This is a genomic window from Aequorivita sp. IT1282, assembly GCF_058068205.1.
In genome coordinates, this window is the sequence record NZ_JBYRHR010000001.1 from 244,170 (window position 1) to 260,133 (window position 15,964).

Annotated in this window: 20 protein-coding genes; 4 read left to right on the forward strand and 16 right to left on the reverse strand. The window is 36.5% G+C overall.

What is annotated here, in order from left to right; all coding sequences use genetic code 11:
* Positions 1-9: 9 nt before the first annotated feature.
* From AC3RVG_RS01175 to AC3RVG_RS01250, 16 genes are all read right to left on the reverse strand, one after another.
* Positions 10-1,023, reverse strand: coding sequence for a type II glyceraldehyde-3-phosphate dehydrogenase (locus tag AC3RVG_RS01175; RefSeq protein WP_489689597.1), 1,014 nt, complete (start codon positions 1,021-1,023; stop codon positions 10-12).
* Positions 1,024-1,149: 126 nt separating this feature from the next.
* Positions 1,150-1,404 (reverse strand): heavy-metal-associated domain-containing protein, encoded by a 255-nt coding sequence (locus AC3RVG_RS01180; RefSeq protein ID WP_489689598.1) that lies wholly within the window; start codon positions 1,402-1,404, stop codon positions 1,150-1,152.
* A 12-nt stretch (positions 1,405-1,416) separates the two neighbouring features.
* Positions 1,417-2,766: an APC family permease gene (locus tag AC3RVG_RS01185; RefSeq protein WP_489689599.1), complete on the reverse strand. Its 1,350-nt coding sequence runs from the start codon at positions 2,764-2,766 to the stop codon at positions 1,417-1,419.
* Between the two features lie 7 nt (positions 2,767-2,773).
* The gene (locus tag AC3RVG_RS01190; protein ID WP_489689600.1) at positions 2,774-2,911 is read right to left on the reverse strand and encodes a hypothetical protein; all 138 of its coding nucleotides are present in this window, start codon (positions 2,909-2,911) and stop codon (positions 2,774-2,776) included.
* 120 nt (positions 2,912-3,031) lie between these two features.
* Positions 3,032-3,310, reverse strand: a complete 279-nt coding sequence (locus AC3RVG_RS01195; RefSeq protein ID WP_489689601.1) for a DUF5676 family membrane protein — start codon at positions 3,308-3,310, stop codon at positions 3,032-3,034.
* Between the two features lie 17 nt (positions 3,311-3,327).
* Entirely contained in the window at positions 3,328-3,546 is a 219-nt protein-coding gene (locus AC3RVG_RS01200; RefSeq protein WP_489689602.1) for an SHOCT domain-containing protein, read from the reverse strand.
* 19 nt (positions 3,547-3,565) lie between these two features.
* Positions 3,566-3,784 (reverse strand): heavy-metal-associated domain-containing protein, encoded by a 219-nt coding sequence (locus AC3RVG_RS01205; protein WP_489689603.1) that lies wholly within the window; start codon positions 3,782-3,784, stop codon positions 3,566-3,568.
* A gap of 9 nt (positions 3,785-3,793) precedes the next feature.
* Complete coding sequence (locus AC3RVG_RS01210) at positions 3,794-4,033, reverse strand: hypothetical protein (protein WP_489689604.1); 240 nt, start codon at positions 4,031-4,033, stop codon at positions 3,794-3,796.
* Between the two features lie 4 nt (positions 4,034-4,037).
* Positions 4,038-4,229 carry an SHOCT domain-containing protein gene (locus AC3RVG_RS01215; RefSeq protein WP_489689605.1) on the reverse strand — a complete coding sequence of 64 codons (192 nt, stop codon included), beginning with the start codon at positions 4,227-4,229 and terminating at the stop codon, positions 4,038-4,040.
* A gap of 5 nt (positions 4,230-4,234) precedes the next feature.
* Positions 4,235-4,771 (reverse strand): hypothetical protein, encoded by a 537-nt coding sequence (locus AC3RVG_RS01220; protein ID WP_489689606.1) that lies wholly within the window; start codon positions 4,769-4,771, stop codon positions 4,235-4,237.
* Between the two features lie 310 nt (positions 4,772-5,081).
* Positions 5,082-5,762: a rhodanese-like domain-containing protein gene (locus AC3RVG_RS01225; RefSeq protein WP_489689607.1), complete on the reverse strand. Its 681-nt coding sequence runs from the start codon at positions 5,760-5,762 to the stop codon at positions 5,082-5,084.
* Between the two features lie 78 nt (positions 5,763-5,840).
* The gene (locus AC3RVG_RS01230; RefSeq protein ID WP_489689608.1) at positions 5,841-5,963 is read right to left on the reverse strand and encodes a hypothetical protein; all 123 of its coding nucleotides are present in this window, start codon (positions 5,961-5,963) and stop codon (positions 5,841-5,843) included.
* Between the two features lie 46 nt (positions 5,964-6,009).
* Positions 6,010-6,198, reverse strand: coding sequence for a hypothetical protein (locus tag AC3RVG_RS01235; RefSeq protein WP_489689609.1), 189 nt, complete (start codon positions 6,196-6,198; stop codon positions 6,010-6,012).
* A 3-nt stretch (positions 6,199-6,201) separates the two neighbouring features.
* Entirely contained in the window at positions 6,202-6,408 is a 207-nt protein-coding gene (locus AC3RVG_RS01240; protein ID WP_489689610.1) for a hypothetical protein, read from the reverse strand.
* Positions 6,409-6,567: 159 nt separating this feature from the next.
* A complete protein-coding gene (locus AC3RVG_RS01245; protein ID WP_489689611.1) occupies positions 6,568-7,149 on the reverse strand; it encodes a helix-turn-helix domain-containing protein in 582 nt (193 codons plus the stop codon).
* A 190-nt stretch (positions 7,150-7,339) separates the two neighbouring features.
* Positions 7,340-7,762 carry an HYC_CC_PP family protein gene (locus AC3RVG_RS01250; protein WP_489689612.1) on the reverse strand — a complete coding sequence of 141 codons (423 nt, stop codon included), beginning with the start codon at positions 7,760-7,762 and terminating at the stop codon, positions 7,340-7,342.
* Positions 7,763-8,045: 283 nt separating this feature from the next.
* Between AC3RVG_RS01250 and AC3RVG_RS01255 the strand changes: the two genes are divergently transcribed.
* The 4 genes from AC3RVG_RS01255 (at position 8,046) to AC3RVG_RS01270 (ending at position 15,954) form a co-directional block, all read left to right on the forward strand.
* Complete coding sequence (locus AC3RVG_RS01255) at positions 8,046-8,462, forward strand: HYC_CC_PP family protein (RefSeq protein ID WP_489689613.1); 417 nt, start codon at positions 8,046-8,048, stop codon at positions 8,460-8,462.
* Between the two features lie 104 nt (positions 8,463-8,566).
* Positions 8,567-12,304, forward strand: coding sequence for an efflux RND transporter permease subunit (locus tag AC3RVG_RS01260; protein ID WP_489689614.1), 3,738 nt, complete (start codon positions 8,567-8,569; stop codon positions 12,302-12,304).
* A complete protein-coding gene (locus AC3RVG_RS01265; protein ID WP_489689615.1) occupies positions 12,301-13,518 on the forward strand; it encodes a TolC family protein in 1,218 nt (405 codons plus the stop codon). Before AC3RVG_RS01260 ends, AC3RVG_RS01265 begins: the two co-directional genes overlap by 4 nt.
* Positions 13,519-13,587: 69 nt before the next feature.
* Positions 13,588-15,954, forward strand: a complete 2,367-nt coding sequence (locus AC3RVG_RS01270; RefSeq protein ID WP_489689616.1) for a multicopper oxidase domain-containing protein — start codon at positions 13,588-13,590, stop codon at positions 15,952-15,954.
* Positions 15,955-15,964 lie beyond the last annotated feature (10 nt).

A 15,964-nucleotide genomic window follows, 5' to 3' on the forward strand; every position in this document is an offset into this window, starting at 1 on the left:
CAATAAAGATTAATGTATTCCTAAACTTGCATTGGTTTTTGAAATTGACTTTGCTCCATCCTTTTCAATTCCAGTGAGTGCGCGAATGGCATCGATAGTTTCAGGTATAACAATAGCTTGGTTATCCACTACATAGGCATAGAACAGTTCGTCGCCTACTACTTTCAGCATATCTTCCCAAAGGGCAACTTCATACATATCGCCCCAAGGCCTGCCCATATCCAAAAACATTTCCTTAATGGTATTGTTGGAAACCAAACCTTGGTCATATTGAATGAGTTTAATACGGCTGGAGGTTTTAAAAGCCTTTAGTACTTCTTCCTTTGTGGTTTGTTTTTTCAATTTCACGTTCCAGTAATGCAAATGGCTTAAGGTTTCAGGTACTTTTATTGCGGAAGTGATTACATCCAAATCTGGATCGACACTTTGGGCATCAGGACCTTGATGGCTCGGAATATCTCTTTCGGGAACCATTGTGTTCATAATGCCTCCTAAATGACTTTCCCAAGGATCTGTAGCTCTTCTTAAAAGTGTACCTCTAGCATAATCTAATAATTCAGCTCTTTTTAAAGCGGTTAAAGTTCTTAAGATAGAAGTGGTATTACAGGAAACAACCCTTGTAGCATCTATATTTATAGCGGATTGATAATTGTTTTCGGCACTAAAGGAATGGCCTGTGGTTTCGTGTTTTTCGCCACCTTGAACAATAAATTTAATTTCTTTTTCTTTATATATTTTTACATTTTGAGCCGCTATTTTTTTAGGCGTGCAGTCCACGACGAGGTCTGATTTGTTTAAAAGTTCCTGCATATTGCCTTTTACTGAAATCCCTTCGGACTTCATTTTATCAGCGGCTTCTTGAGTAGCTGCGTAGATGTTATAATTCTTTCTTACGGCATTTTGAATGCGCCAATCGCTGATAATATCGCACACTCCCACAAGTTTCATATCGTCTTGTAGATTGATGGCATCGGCCACTCTTTTTCCAATGACACCGTAGCCGATAACTGCTATATTTTTCATTTGTTCTTTATTTTAATTAACTAAAATCTATGTTATTGTTTAAATATGTTTTTCTGATGGGTTTCAATTTTAAGGCATAAATAACGGCCTCCATCAATAAGAGGCCGAAGTTTCCAGAACTGACGGTTATCCACAACATCCACCACCAGATTTTTTTGGTTTATTTGTCTCTTGAGTTCCTACAATTCCATAATTGCCTGCTTTTGATAGTACTGCCTGTAATTGTGCCGTACTTATAGCGCTATCTGCTTGAATCACTGCTTGTGGTGGTGAAAGACTTACCGATACCGCTTTTACGCCTTCTATTTGACTCAATGCTTTTTCAACGGTCCTAACACAACCGCCACAGGTCATTCCTTTAATTGCTACTTCTTGTTTCATAATCTTATATTTTTAATTGTTATTATTACTCGTAGTTTCCATTCCCATCGGCATATTTCCATCATCGTCTGTATGCGAAATCATAAATAGTCGTTCCGCAACAATTATTAAAATAATCCCGATAGCTGCAACGATAAGTACCAATGAGTCATTCAAGTATTTTAAATAAAGAAAGGCAGTGAGCACCGCGATATCCATTACTATGGCTATTAAGGGAATGAGAGGTTGAAATTTCACTTCTTTTCTTAGATGGCGGAAAAGCCCCCAGTGAATTGCAATGTCCATAATGAGATAAAATATAGCTCCTATAGAAGCAATCCTTGTTAAATCGAGTAGGGCAGTGAGTAAAATGGCAAGTGAAACCGTGAAGATGAGGGCGGGATTTTTAAAGTTCCCCATTCTTTTTAAGGAAGGTACTTGCTTCATATTGCTTAACATAGCCAACAGGCGCGATGATGAAAAAACACTGGCAATAACACCAGAAACTGTTGCTATTATTGCAATGCCAATGGTAAACCAAGTTCCCCATTCCCCAAAAACAGGTTTTGCGGCCGCCGCAAGGGCATAATCTTTTGCAGCAATAATTTCAGGAATGGTTAAGCCTCCGGCCACTGCCAAAGCCAGTGCTACATAAATGATCGTGCAGATTAGAATAGAAATAATGATGGATCGTCCCAAGTTTTTATGCGGGTTTTTAATATCCCCGCCCTGATTTGTAATGGTTGTAAACCCTTTATAAGCAAGAATTGCCAATGCCAGGGCAGCTACAAAGCCTAATCCCTGTGGCAATTCTTCGGTATTTTTTGGAATATAGTTTCCAGTAATATCTGCAAATCCGGAAACTATTAGACCAGCAATGGCAAGTATTGCTATACCCGCAACTTTAATAATTGCTGTAAAGGTGGCTGTTGTGCCAATTACCTTATTGCCTAAAATATTCACGATATATGCTGTTACCAAAAGCAGAATACCAAAAACCGATGCGTAACCGACAAAACTTTCCGGGAATAACCGAAGTGTATATGCTCCGAAAGTGCCTGCTACCAAGCTTTCTGAAACTACCATAGAGACATACATCAACAAAGAAAAAACTCCTGTTGTTGTTCCTGGACCGTAAGATTTATTTAAAAATTTGACGACCCCTCCAGAGGAAGGAAAAGCGTTTGAGAACTTTACATAGGAATAGGAACTAAAACCTACCACAATGGCACCAGCTATAAAAGCAATCGGGAATAAATCACCCACTAACTCTGCTATTTGCCCCATAAGGACAAATATGCCAGCGCCAATCATTACGCCTGTACCAAGAGATATGGAACCTATTAGGGAGAGCTTATTCTTTTGGTCTTTGCTTTTTTTCATAGTTAAATTATTTCTTCGTATTCTTAACTGAAGCTTTTGGTTTAAAATTTCTAATAATCACGCGATTGTTCTTTTCATAAGAGAAATAGCTTACCGCCCAATTAAAACCATCCATCAATCTATTTCTAAAACCGCTTATGGACATAAGTTTTTCACTTGTTTCATATTATACAACTTGGATTGTATGCATAAAAACTGTCCAACGTGTATGAATAATTACTGACCATACAAATTAACTATAGGGCATAGATGCTAACTAGCATTATTACTTTACAACCTTTATTTGAGCATTATAAAAAGCTGCTATGCACGCCCCAACCAACCAGCCCAGAATGAAAGTTTGAACGATACCAAAGAATGCTTCTAATAATGGAACGTCCATTCTGATGAGACTTGAAGTGTCCAAGCCGTGCAATAGGCTGTTGAAAAAGATAATTGTTCCTTCCTGTCCTGCTGTTGCCATTACAATCATACAGCCTAAATAAATTATGGCACCTGTAAGCCCGAAGGCAAAACCGAGTTTTTTTACATTTAATCGATACATAGTTTTATGTTTTTGTATTAGTCTTCTAATTTTAAAATCTTTTTCGATTCTTCAAATTCATCCTTGGATATTTCGCCTTTGGCAAAACGTTTTTTTAGAATATCCAGTGGGCTGTCTTTCTTTGTTTTTTGATATGGGATATCTGCCGGGATAAAGAATATCCAAACGATTAATATGATCCATATAATCCACCATATTAGGTGCATTCCCCAAAAACTTCCGTCGTAATAGTGCATAATTTATAGTTTTAAATTGTTATTGATTTATTATAGTTATTGTATATCCGTCAAGGTCGCTGAGCTGTTTTTGTAGCTCAGCTACCGAAAGAGCTTCTTTCATTGTGATAAGTGTAGCGCCTTTTGGCGTCAAGAAAATCTCGACTTCCTCAATATTGGGGTGTTCTTCTAAAGTCTTTTTGACCCTAGCGACACAACCGCCACAACCGATTACGTTTATTTGAAATTTTTGTGTCATTGTTTTTTTTTAATGATGATGACCCTTGTGTTCAGGGTCATTATCATTTCTTTTTCTATTTAAATTTTCATCAGACAGCCCGTGGGTATGGCCGCCGTGTTTCATTGGCATCAGTAAGTGAAAGGCAAACATCACTATGAATAAAGTAAATAGTGCCGTGCCACCTCCAATACCCAAGGAGGGGGCAAAGAATATAAATAGGAGTGGTAATCCACAACCCAGAACCATCCATAACCAGTGATTTTTCATAATTTTAGTTTTTAGGGTTCAACGTTCGTTTTTGTTCCTCATATTCTTCTTTGGATATTTCGCCCTTGGCGAATCGGTTGTCCAGAATATTCATAGGATTTTCTCTCTTCTCGCTATTTTGTTTATTTCTTCCATTGTATAGAAATACGCCAAATACAAGCACAACCGGTATCAGTATCCACCACCACATCATCATAATTATTAGTGTTTATGATTTTCTGAATTAGATTTTTTCTCTTTCATCTTTTCCATCATTTCTTCCATCATTTCAGGGTTGTCATTCATCATTTCCATCATCTTTGGTTTCATCTCCTTTTTCATCATTTCGTTGTTATGGATTTCATCCATCAGCATTTTACGACCCTTTTCACTCTCCATCATTTTATCGAGCATTTTGGATTGCATCTTTTGCATCATTTCCGGATTTTTTTCCATCATCATCTGCATATGGGATTGCATTTTTTCTTTCATTTCAGGGTTTTTTTCCATCATCATTTTCATATTTCCAGATTCCATCATTTGCATATGGTTCTGCATCATTATCTTTCTTGCTCCTGCATCTTGTTGTGCTAGGTCGATAAATTCGCTAAGTTGGCTTGGGGTCGCAATTATTTCTTGGTACACAGCGTTTCGATTAGCTTGAGTTTCCATTGTTTCAGTCGCATTAAACACTGATTTACAGCTAAATAATGTGCTTACTACTCCGATAATCATTAAGGTTTTTACAATTGTTTTCATTTTAATTTGAATTTAGATTAATACTCATTTATATAAAATTGTTGTTTATTCATTTTTTTGAATCAATGTCCCGTTTTATTTCTTCGTATTATTTTTTGGATATTTCGCCCTTGGCGGACCGGTTGTCGAGGATATCCATGAGATTTTGCCTCTTAACGGTATTTTATCTATTTCTTCCATTGTACAGATATACGCCCAATAGAAGCACAACCGGTATCAATATCCACCACCACATCATCATAATCGTATAGTTTTAATAGTTAATAATCCCAAAAATTCATTACCCAACTGGGAATAGTCATTACTACTTTCATAATTTTTGTACCGGAAGACCTAATGTAATCCAGTCATGCATTCCTCCCCTGTAATATAAAATTCTATCAGCAGGATAACCTGCATCCAAGAGGTTCTTTATAGCGCTTGATGACTGTGGGCATTGTGGCCCATTGCAAAAAAATATGCTGGGGTTGCTCTCGTCCAATTCCTCCATTCTTCCTACCAACTCGTCATAAGGAATATTTTTTGATCCTGGAATAGTTACTCCATCAGAGGTATCGGGTTTTCGCGCATCGATAATGGACAAATCCTTCATGTGGTGCTGATATACTTCTACCTCACCAACCGTATGCACGGTTTGTGCTGCCTTTATTGATTGAATACTGCCCCATGTTACATCAACTTCCACTAAGCCAGATTCTGTACCTATATTTTTGGGAATCATATGGTTCTTATCTCTTTTAGAGGTTCTAATCTCTGATATATCCCTATTTCTTGTCTTTAGATCATTTACTATATCTATTTCGGGCATACCAATGGATGCTACTTTTCCATCTACAATCAATAACGGTGAGTGTTTCAATTGATATTTTTCAAATATTTTGGGATGTTCTTCAAAATAATTTACTTTGTAGGGTAACCAAGCTTTTTGAAGCACTTTCTCAAGTGAAGGCCTATGTTGACAACTCTTGGTTGCTACTATTAAAATCTCCATAATAATTTTTCTTTATTTGATTTTAGTATTGAAAACTGTCTTAAATTTTATATCTCTAATATTTCGATGAATCGTGCACTATTTGTTATTTTTTCTGGAATTAAATATTATTACCATTAATACTATTAAAATTAGAGGTATGGCAATCCACCAGCCCATATGCATTCCCCAGTAATAGTGATCTTCGTTATTGTTCATCATAATTTTAAATTTTATCGATTAAACTTCAATATTTTCATCTTGTAACTCACTTTTTCATCTTATTCATTCCCTCCATATCTATTCCTTTTTCAGCCATCATCTTCTTGCACGACTCCATGCAATCTTCGCTCATCATACCTTCTTTGTGCATCATTTGCATCATAGCTCCCATCATTTTGCCATCATTCATCATTCCGTTCATCATTGATTGACGGCCTTCCATGTTGCCCATCATTCCCTACATCATGTTTTTCATCATCATGCTATCTTTCATCATCATTTGCATTCCTTCTCCTTGCATCATAGAGCTCATCATTTTTTTGTTGCCCTGCATCATTTGCATGGCGTTTTCGTCGTTTTGCATATTTGCCATAAACTCTGTCATATAACCGTCATTCTCGGCAATGGCATTATAAACCTCTGTGCGGGATTCATGAGTTTCCATTAACGCTAGAGGATTTGTTTCTTGCATGCAACTGTTTAAGCTAAAAAGCCCAATAATCGATAAAATAATTGTTAGTGTTTTCATAGGTATTTGTTTTAAATTAATTGTTTAAAATTATTGGCTTTGCAGTATTATGCTCTGCATAACTTTCTTTCTTATCTATATAATTTCGTCATAGAAATTCCGTTTCCAGTTTTCCGTATTTTTATAGTCCGTCATACTTATACCCACTACTTCTTTAAACTGTCTGGACAAATGATTGACACTGCTATAATCCAATATATAGCCTATATCAGAAAATGAATATTGTTTAAGCTGAATTAGTTCTTTTACCTTTTCAATCTTTAGTTTTATAAAGTATTTCTCTATTGTGGTTTTTTCATACGCAGAAAATAGTTTGCTCAGTGCTTTATAATCCTTATGAAGACTTGATGCCAGAAGTTCGGATGTATTAACCTTAATATGTAATGGCAACTCTTGCAATTGTTCTATTAAAATAATCTTGATTCTCTCCGCGAGCATTTCTGCTTCATTCCGAACGATTTCAAAATCATTGGCGAGGATTACGGTTGTTACGGCATTGACAACTTCATCGTTGGTCTTTTTTGGTGCTTCTACTAACAAGTGTCCCAATTCCAGAGAAACTACGGTTACACCAAGTTGCTGTAATTCCTGCTGAATTACCTTTAAGCAGCGATTACAGACCATATTTTTAATCCAAAATTCTTTTGGCTTGCTCATAGTGTTTAATGTATTGCAGTCAGGTTTTAACCCAATAGTTTAAATTATTTGTAGCTAACAGGGTTAGCTCTGTACGGTTTTGATGAATAATGTACGGTGTAGTTGAAACAGGGTACAACAAATGTTAGCCAGAAGTAAAACTGTGGCTATAGAGGCAATGCAGATTAAATTCAATCTGCGATGTAGAAAATCAAATTAAAAAGGTCTCGTTGAGAATAATTATATCTGTAGAGAGCAGTGGTGGCCTGTAGGTTTGAAAGGAAATTATTTTATCTTCCAATCCCATAAAAAGATTGATATAACTATAAATGAAAGTATTTAAGAAAACCAGCGTTTCAGGTTCTGCTACGATATTGGATTTTTTGAAAGTGTCATCTCCTTTTTTGAATATGGACTGATTGCTACAACAATCTTTCTCTTGCAGGGTAGTACATTGTTTGGTAGGAATAACTGTTTCTTGAACTTTATCTTTACAGGTTTTGACCTCGCCCAGAATTGACATATCGACCAATTTATTACAGCAAAAATGCAGATCTACCTTAAAAGAAGAGGTAGAAAACAGTATGACTACTGCTAAAAAAAAGGACAATATTTTGGTAAAAAAAGATTTCACAGTTTAAATATTATTTGACAATCAAAATTATTTGAAAGTTTCAGAGTGCCTTTTATTCGAATCATTATCAAATATTTACATCTTAATGGCAAAATTAATCTAAGCGAAGATAATTTTAAAGTTAGAACAAAAATATGACCATTGTCATAAATAGTTATTGCTAATTAGATTTCATTTGCAATCATATTTAATGCATTGTAATTATACATTTGATAATTTCATAATTCTAATTATTTGTTAAATAAACGTTTTGATATAAGTTTTTCATAACTTTGTAACTATAATGAAAAAAGTTTTTCATAAAATAACGTCATTTTCTCTAGCACTTATCGTGCTACTATCAACTTTTTCATTTACTGTTGATAGCCATTATTGCGGCGATATTTTAGTGGATTCTTCTTTATTTGGTCACGTTGAAACTTGCGGCATGGAAATTCAGCAGCAATCTCCGTCATCGGAGTGCGACATTTCCAAAAAAGATTGTTGTAGTGATGAACAAGTTCTTGTTGAAGGCCAAGACACATTGAAAACGTCGTTCGACAAAATTGATAAAAACCAACAAATATTTGTTGCTGCTTTTATCCATACCTATATAAATTTATTTTTTGAATCTCAAGAAGATTTAAACTCATATAGAGATTATACTCCTCCTCCCTTGGTCAAGGATATTCAAGTTTTAGACCAAACTTTCCTTATTTGATTTTTAAGTAATTAGAACTGTAGTCCTGCATTAAATTGTTTTGGACAATTCTGCTTGTACATCACTTTTTAAACAAGATTTATAATTACTTAATAATCATATCTATGCTGAATAAAAGCATCAAATTTCTAATAGAGAATAAACTGGTAGCTGTTTTGCTATTAGCTTTATTCGTGGGTTGGGGTGTCGTAAATGCACCTTTTGAATGGAACACCGGCTCATTTCCACGTAACCCTGTAGCCGTTGATGCCATCCCAGATATTGGCGAGAATCAACAAATTGTATTTACCAAATGGGATGGACGTTCCCCACAAGATATTGAGGATCAAATTACTTATCCTTTAACGACTTCACTTCTAGGTATTCCGGGGGTTAAAACCATACGAAGTTCTTCCATGTTTGGATTTTCTAGTATCTATATCATTTTTGAAGAGGATATCGAATTCTATTGGAGCCGAAGCCGAATACTTGAAAAGCTAAATTCACTACCACCAGGACTTTTACCAGACGGAGTAAATCCTGCATTGGGTCCTGATGCTACTGGGTTGGGTCAAATATATTGGTATACCCTAGAAGGTCGAGATGACAACGGAAACGTAACAGGCGGTTGGGATTTGCAGGAATTACGAAGCATTCAAGATTTCTATGTGAAATATGCACTGTCTTCAGCTAGCGGTGTTTCTGAAGTAGCCTCGATTGGAGGTTATGTTTTAGAATACCAAGTAGATGTCAATCCAGAGTTGATGAAACAATACAAGATTGGTTTAAATGAAGTTGTTAAAGCAGTAAAACAAAGTAATAAGGATGTGGGGGCACAAACCCTAGAAATAAATCAAGCGGAATATCTAATACGTGGCTTGGGATATGTTAAATCCATTGCTGATTTAGAAAATGCTGTAGTCACATCAGAGAATTTTACCTCAATACGCTTAAAGGACATTGCAAAAGTTTCCCACGGACCCGCTACAAGAAGGGGTATTTTAGATAAAGAAGGTGCAGAAGTGGTAGGTGGAGTTGTTGTTGCAAGATATGGTGCAAATCCAATGGATGTCATCAATAACGTAAAGGAAAAAATTAATGAATTAAGTTCTGGTTTACCATCGAAAACATTAAAAGATGGAAGAACGTCACAGCTTACCATTGTTCCATTTTATGATAGAACAGAACTCATTCAAGAAACATTGGGCACGCTCGATGAAGCACTATCATTAGAAATACTCATTACCATTTTCGTCATAATTATGATGCTGTTCAATTTAAGGGCATCAATACTAATATCAGGATTATTGCCAGTAGCTGTATTGATGGTTTTTATTTCGATGAAACTGTTCAATGTGGATGCCAATATTGTAGCCTTATCTGGTATTGCAATTGCCATTGGTACAATGGTTGACGTGGGTGTTATTCTTTCAGAAAATATACTGCGACATCTAGATGAAAATGACGAAAAAATACCGATAAATACTGTAGTTTATAATGCAACTGCTGAAGTTTCAGGGGCTATATTGACGGCGGTAATGACTACTATTATAAGTTTCATTCCTGTATTCACAATGATTGGTGCAGAAGGAAAATTATTTAGACCCTTAGCATTTACTAAAACTTCTGCACTAACTGCATCCCTTATTGTTGCCTTATTTTTAATACCGCCATTTGCCGCTTTCCTTTTTAAGCAACGTAGTGTTAAAAAAACATACAATTATATTTTAAATGGAGCACTTGTAGTTCTTGGTATCATTGCTATTGTGTATGGTTACCTTCTCGGTTTGATATTATTGGCCTTTGCGGTTACTGGATTTTTAAAGTTAAGAGAAAGGTTAACTTCAAGTCGTGCAAATACTCTTAACATTTATATTTCCGCGTTTGCCATCATATTTTTACTGGCTGAATATTGGAGGCCATTAGGAGTAGATCGAAGCATCTTTATAAATTTAATTTTTGTAGGTCTCATCTGTTTTGGTCTTCTTGGTATTTTCACCCTTTTCAGAAAATATTATGTGCGAATTTTAAATTGGGCATTACGCAATAAGCTGTTGTTTCTTTCCGTACCCACCGCAATTATAATTTTTGGGGTATTGATAATGCGCGATACAGGTAAGGAGTTTATGCCATCACTTAATGAAGGTTCATTTCTGTTAATGCCCACTTCTATGCCACACGCTGGGGTTGAAGAGAATAAACGTGTTTTACAACAACTAGATATGGCAGTAGCAAGCCTTCCAGAAATTGAAACCGTTGTTGGTAAATCTGGTCGTACTGAATCGGCATTAGATCCAGCTCCTTTATCGATGTATGAAAACATGATTCAGTACAAATCTGAATATATTTTAAATGAGAATAGGAAAAGACAACGTTATAAGGTAGACGAAGACGGACTTTTCATTTTAAAAGATGGAAGTTTAGTTGTAAACCCCAATAGCGAAGTTAATGAAGCAGCCGACTACGATATTTCCAAAACCAAAGATCCATATTCGGTTCATCGTTCACAACTGATACCAGATGAGGATGGCGAATACTTCAGGAACTGGCGACCTGAAATTCAATCCCCAGATGATATTTGGAAAGAAATCGTTAGGGTTACAAAGCTTCCAGGAGTTACTTCAGCACCTAAATTACAGCCCATTGAAACCCGTTTGGTAATGTTGCAAACTGGTATGCGAGCACCAATGGGAATAAAGGTAAAAGGACAGGATTTAAAAGAAATTGAAGCGTTTGGAGTACAGTTGGAAGGCATATTAAAACAGTCAGAAGGTGTTAAAGACGAAGCTGTTTTTGCTGACCGTATTGTCGGGAAACCCTATCTGCTTTTGGATATTGACAGAGAGCGACTTGCTCGATATGGTATTACCGTAGAACAGGTACAGCAAGTTATACAAGTGTCTGTTGGTGGAATGGTACTCACCCAAACTGTTGAAGGTAGAGAACGATATGGTATTCGAGTTCGCTACCCAAGGGAGTTACGCGCAAACCCAAATGATTTAAAGGACATCTATGTTCCTGTGGAAAATGGAAGTCCAGTTCCATTAAGTGAACTTGTAACTATTAGATATGAACAAGGTCCACAAGTAATCAAGAGTGAAGACACCTTCCTAGTGGGTTACGTACTTTTTGATAAACTTGATGGTTTTGCCGAAGTAGATGTGGTAGAAAACGCACAAGCCCTTATCCAATCAAAAATAGATAGTGGCGAACTTATAGTCCCTAAAGGTATTAACTATCGATTTACAGGTACTTATGAAAATCAATTGCGAGCCGAGAAAACTTTGGGGGTTGTAGTACCATTGGCACTAGGTATTATTTTTCTTATTCTCTATTTCCAGTTCCGTTCTGTTGGCACATCGCTAATGGTATTTACGGGTATTGCTGTAGCCTTTGCAGGAGGATTTTTAATGATTTGGTTTTATGGGCAAGATTGGTTCTTAAACTTCAACTTTTTTGGTGAAAACTTGCGAGAGCTCTTTCAAATGCACACCATTAATTTAAGTGTTGCAGTATGGGTTGGATTTATTGCCCTTTTTGGTATTGCTACGGATGATGGTGTTGTTATGGCAACTTATTTGACCCAAACCTTCGATAAAAATACACCAGAAACAAAACAGGAAATTAGGGCGTCTGTAGTAGAAGCAGGAGAAAAGCGTATTCGTCCGTGTTTAATGACAACGGCAACTACAATTCTTGCACTATTACCAGTTTTAACTTCAACCGGTCGAGGGAGTGATATAATGATTCCAATGGCTATACCGTCCTTTGGAGGGATGCTCATTGCGCTTATAACCTTATTTGTTGTGCCAGTTTTATTCAGCTGGAAACAAGAATTTCAATTAAAACGAGCTACAAAATGAGATATATAATTTTAATAACAATTGTTTTTTTCGCTTTTGCGGAATTAAATGCACAAGATTTAGCATCCTATATTCAGGAGGCCGAAAAGAACAACCCAGAAATCCAAGCTTTTGAACTGCGCTTCAATGTAGCAGAAGAAAAGATAAACGAAGCTAATTGGATTCCCAACACCGAAATAAGTGCAGGTTATTTTGTTACGGAACCTGAAACACGTGTGGGAGCACAACGTGCTCGTTTTTCTGTAAAACAAATGTTGCCGTGGTTTGGAACCATATCAGCAAGGGAAAATTATGCCACGTCAATGGCCGAAGCCCAATTTGTGGAAGTGACCATTGCAAAACGAAAGCTTGCGCTTTCTGTTTCGCAATTCTATTACCAACTATATGAAATCAGGGCGAAGCAGGAAGTGTTAGATGAAAATATAGCACTCCTACAGACCTATGAACGTCTTGCGCTTACTTCCTTAGAAGTAGGAAAGGCATCAGCAGTAGATGTGTTGCGTTTACAGATTAGGCAGAACGAATTACAACAGGAGAAAGATGTTTTGATTCAGCAAAATAAGGGCATACAATCAGCTATAAACAGTTTGATGAACCGAGAATATGATAAAGAAGCGTTAGTGGTTTCTTCTTTGGAAATTCCAGAAGAGGACAATTTTTATAGTTACGAGGCCCTATCTGTAAATCCAGAATTGCTCAAATATGATAAGCTTTATGAATCAGTCGCTCAATCGGAGCTTTTGAATCAACGGGAGGCGTTGCCAATGTTCGGTTTTGGATTGGATTATATACCCGTTTCTGAAAGAACGGATATGAGTCTAATTGACAATGGGAAAGACATCGTTATGCCAATGGTTTCAATTACTATTCCCATTTTCAACAAGCGCTATAAGTCAATTTCAAAACAAAATGAACTGCGTAAACAGGAGATACAATCCCAAAAAGATGAAAGGTTGAATGTGCTAGTGGCTGAATTATCAAAGGCAATTTCTCAACGCAATCAGTCGCGAATTAAATTCAACACACAAGAGCAAAACCTGAAACAAGCTGAAGATGCGGAAGAAATCCTCATAAAAAATTATGAAACAGGAACTATTGATTTCAATGACGTGTTAGACATTCAGGAATTGCAGTTGAAGTTTCAAATGGGACAGATTGAAACAACAAAGCTTTATTATGTTCAAACCGCGCTTATTAATTATTTAACGAATTAATTGAGCGCATCATTCAATGACTCAAACTTGAAAACAACAAAAATTTATATTCTTGATAAAACTTTTAAAATGAAAATTATACATCTTATTATAATTCTTATCGCTACCAGTAGTCAGGTACTTTTCGCACAGTCTGTGGAAGGAAACGTCGATAATTTACCGGTAAAGGAATATACAATTACCCTTCGTGAAGAAATAGTTAACAAAGCTGGTAAGGAAGTAAAGGGTATGACTGTAAACGGAACAATTCCTGGTCCAACACTCGAATTTACTGAAGGCGAATATGCGGTCATTTATGTGAAAAATGAAATGAGCGTTGAAACTTCGGTGCATTGGCACGGAATTCTTTTACCGAATTTTTATGATGGCGTTCCTTATTTAACTACACCACCTATAAAGTCTGGAACCACTTTTAAATATGAGTTTGCAATCAACCAAAATGGAACATATTGGTATCACTCGCACACAATGCTACAGGAGCAAAGCGGTGTTTTTGGCTCAATCGTCATTCATCCAAAAGAAGAAAACTTGGATTACGATAAAGAATTAGTATTAATGCTGTCTGACTGGACAAACGAAAAACCAATGAATGTTCTCCGAAATTTAAAGCGAGGCAATGAATGGTACCAAATGAAGAAAGGTACATCTACACCTTTAAATCAAGTAATTGCAAGAGGTGCTTTTGGCGCACAATTAAATTTCTGGCGCCAACGAATGGAAGGTGCAGATATAGCAGATATTTATTATCCCGCGTTTTTAGTTAATGGCAAAGAGGTAGCGGAATATCCTGAATTTAAAGCTGGAGAAAAAGTGCGCTTGCGAATCATCAATGGTGCTGCTTCATCTCAATTCTGGATGACATTTGGTGGTCAAGAACCAACACTAGTTTCGGCTGACGGAAAGAACATTGTTCCTATAAAACGTAGTAAAACTTTTATCGCCATTGCAGAAACCTATGATTTTATAATAACAGTTCCCGAAGATGGTAAAATTGAGTTTCGATCAATGGCGCAAGACGGTTCTGGTACTGCCTTAGCATATATTGGTAGTGGTAAAATTCTTCCTGCGGAAATCGTGCAGAAACCTGATAAAATCGAAATGATGCAGAAAATGGCGAAAATGAAAATGAAAATGGGTGCACACGCTCTTAAATTTCAACCGGGTAAAGACGAACGTTTTGAAATGAAAGATGAATATGGAATGAAGATGGATGCTATGAAAGGTATGGAAATGGATGGGAATATGAAAATGGATCATTCCAATATAAAAATAGATAAGATGGCTGACGGTATGAAGACGGATTCTACAATGACACATATGGATCATTCTAGAATGGCAAATAGTGAAATGAAAATGGAGGAACCTGCAAAGTCTAAAACGATGGATATGAATGATAAGGACTCAAATACGATGCAGGGAATGGATATGTTTTCAGAATATAATTATGATTATTTGAAGTCCCCCGAAAAAACAACCTATGCGCCAGATACACCTGTAAATGAAATTTTATTGAACCTCACAGGAAATATGAGCAGATATATTTGGAGTATGAATGGGGTCCCGCTGGCCGAATCAGATAAGATAAAGATAAAAGGAAATCAAGTTACTCGAATCAAATTAAATAACCTAACAATGATGCACCATCCAATGCATTTACACGGTCATTTTTTCAGAGTCATCAATAAAAATGGGGAATACTCGCCTTTAAAACATACCGTAAATGTGCCGCCAATGCAAGAAGTTACTATTGAGTTTTATGGGGATGAATATGGCGACTGGTTTTTCCATTGTCATATTCTATATCATATGATGGGTGGAATGGCTCGCGTGATAAGTTATGATACACCGAGAGATACGAGAATGGAAGCATTTCCAGTTTCAAAATTAATCCACGAAACAAATCAATGGTATTCGTGGGGAATGGTTGATGCTGCTTCTCATATGACTGGTGCAACATTTATGACGTCCAATATTAGAAATCAGTTTACGCTATCGGCAGAATACGGATGGAATGAAAATATTGAGGCGGAATTTACATACGAACGCTATCTGCACGATTATTTCCGTGTTTTTGGTGGTGTGAATGTTGAAAATGAAGGAGAAAATAGTCTTGATGAAATTAATACAACTGCAATAGCGGGAGTACGATACTTAACACCCTACCTGTTTAATCTGGATGTTCGTATGGATAGTAAATTACGGCCACAAATCAGTTTAAGTCGTGCCATAACCATTTTTCCGAGAACTGTTGTTTTTGGAGTGTACGAGTATCAAGCAGACTTTGGATGGGTGGACGAGTTACCACAAGATATAAATTTTAAAAAAGAAGTAGTCTGGAGCGCTGGTGTTGAGTATGTCTTGTCGCGAAATTTATCACTTATGGCTAGCTATGATAACCGTTTTGGTGCAGGGGGAGGACTATCCGCAAGATTTTAATAACTAAATA

Coding starts and splice junctions, on each gene's coding strand:
- AC3RVG_RS01240 (WP_489689610.1), bottom strand. CDS start 6,408: ATGGAAACTCATGAATCCCGCACAGAGGTTTATAATGCCATTGCCGAG.
- AC3RVG_RS01175 (WP_489689597.1), bottom strand. CDS start 1,023: ATGAAAAATATAGCAGTTATCGGCTACGGTGTCATTGGAAAAAGAGTG.
- AC3RVG_RS01185 (WP_489689599.1), bottom strand. CDS start 2,766: ATGAAAAAAAGCAAAGACCAAAAGAATAAGCTCTCCCTAATAGGTTCC.
- AC3RVG_RS01235 (WP_489689609.1), bottom strand. CDS start 6,198: ATGATGGGCAACATGGAAGGCCGTCAATCAATGATGAACGGAATGATG.
- AC3RVG_RS01180 (WP_489689598.1), bottom strand. CDS start 1,404: ATGAAACAAGAAGTAGCAATTAAAGGAATGACCTGTGGCGGTTGTGTT.
- AC3RVG_RS01210 (WP_489689604.1), bottom strand. CDS start 4,033: ATGAAAAATCACTGGTTATGGATGGTTCTGGGTTGTGGATTACCACTC.
- AC3RVG_RS01245 (WP_489689611.1), bottom strand. CDS start 7,149: ATGAGCAAGCCAAAAGAATTTTGGATTAAAAATATGGTCTGTAATCGC.
- AC3RVG_RS01205 (WP_489689603.1), bottom strand. CDS start 3,784: ATGACACAAAAATTTCAAATAAACGTAATCGGTTGTGGCGGTTGTGTC.
- AC3RVG_RS01200 (WP_489689602.1), bottom strand. CDS start 3,546: ATGCACTATTACGACGGAAGTTTTTGGGGAATGCACCTAATATGGTGG.
- AC3RVG_RS01190 (WP_489689600.1), bottom strand. CDS start 2,911: ATGTCCATAAGCGGTTTTAGAAATAGATTGATGGATGGTTTTAATTGG.
- AC3RVG_RS01230 (WP_489689608.1), bottom strand. CDS start 5,963: ATGATGAACAATAACGAAGATCACTATTACTGGGGAATGCATATGGGC.
- AC3RVG_RS01260 (WP_489689614.1), top strand. CDS start 8,567: ATGCTGAATAAAAGCATCAAATTTCTAATAGAGAATAAACTGGTAGCT.
- AC3RVG_RS01225 (WP_489689607.1), bottom strand. CDS start 5,762: ATGGAGATTTTAATAGTAGCAACCAAGAGTTGTCAACATAGGCCTTCA.
- AC3RVG_RS01215 (WP_489689605.1), bottom strand. CDS start 4,229: ATGATGATGTGGTGGTGGATACTGATACCGGTTGTGCTTGTATTTGGC.
- AC3RVG_RS01255 (WP_489689613.1), top strand. CDS start 8,046: ATGAAAAAAGTTTTTCATAAAATAACGTCATTTTCTCTAGCACTTATC.
- AC3RVG_RS01195 (WP_489689601.1), bottom strand. CDS start 3,310: ATGTATCGATTAAATGTAAAAAAACTCGGTTTTGCCTTCGGGCTTACA.
- AC3RVG_RS01265 (WP_489689615.1), top strand. CDS start 12,301: ATGAGATATATAATTTTAATAACAATTGTTTTTTTCGCTTTTGCGGAA.
- AC3RVG_RS01220 (WP_489689606.1), bottom strand. CDS start 4,771: ATGAAAACAATTGTAAAAACCTTAATGATTATCGGAGTAGTAAGCACA.
- AC3RVG_RS01270 (WP_489689616.1), top strand. CDS start 13,588: ATGAAAATTATACATCTTATTATAATTCTTATCGCTACCAGTAGTCAG.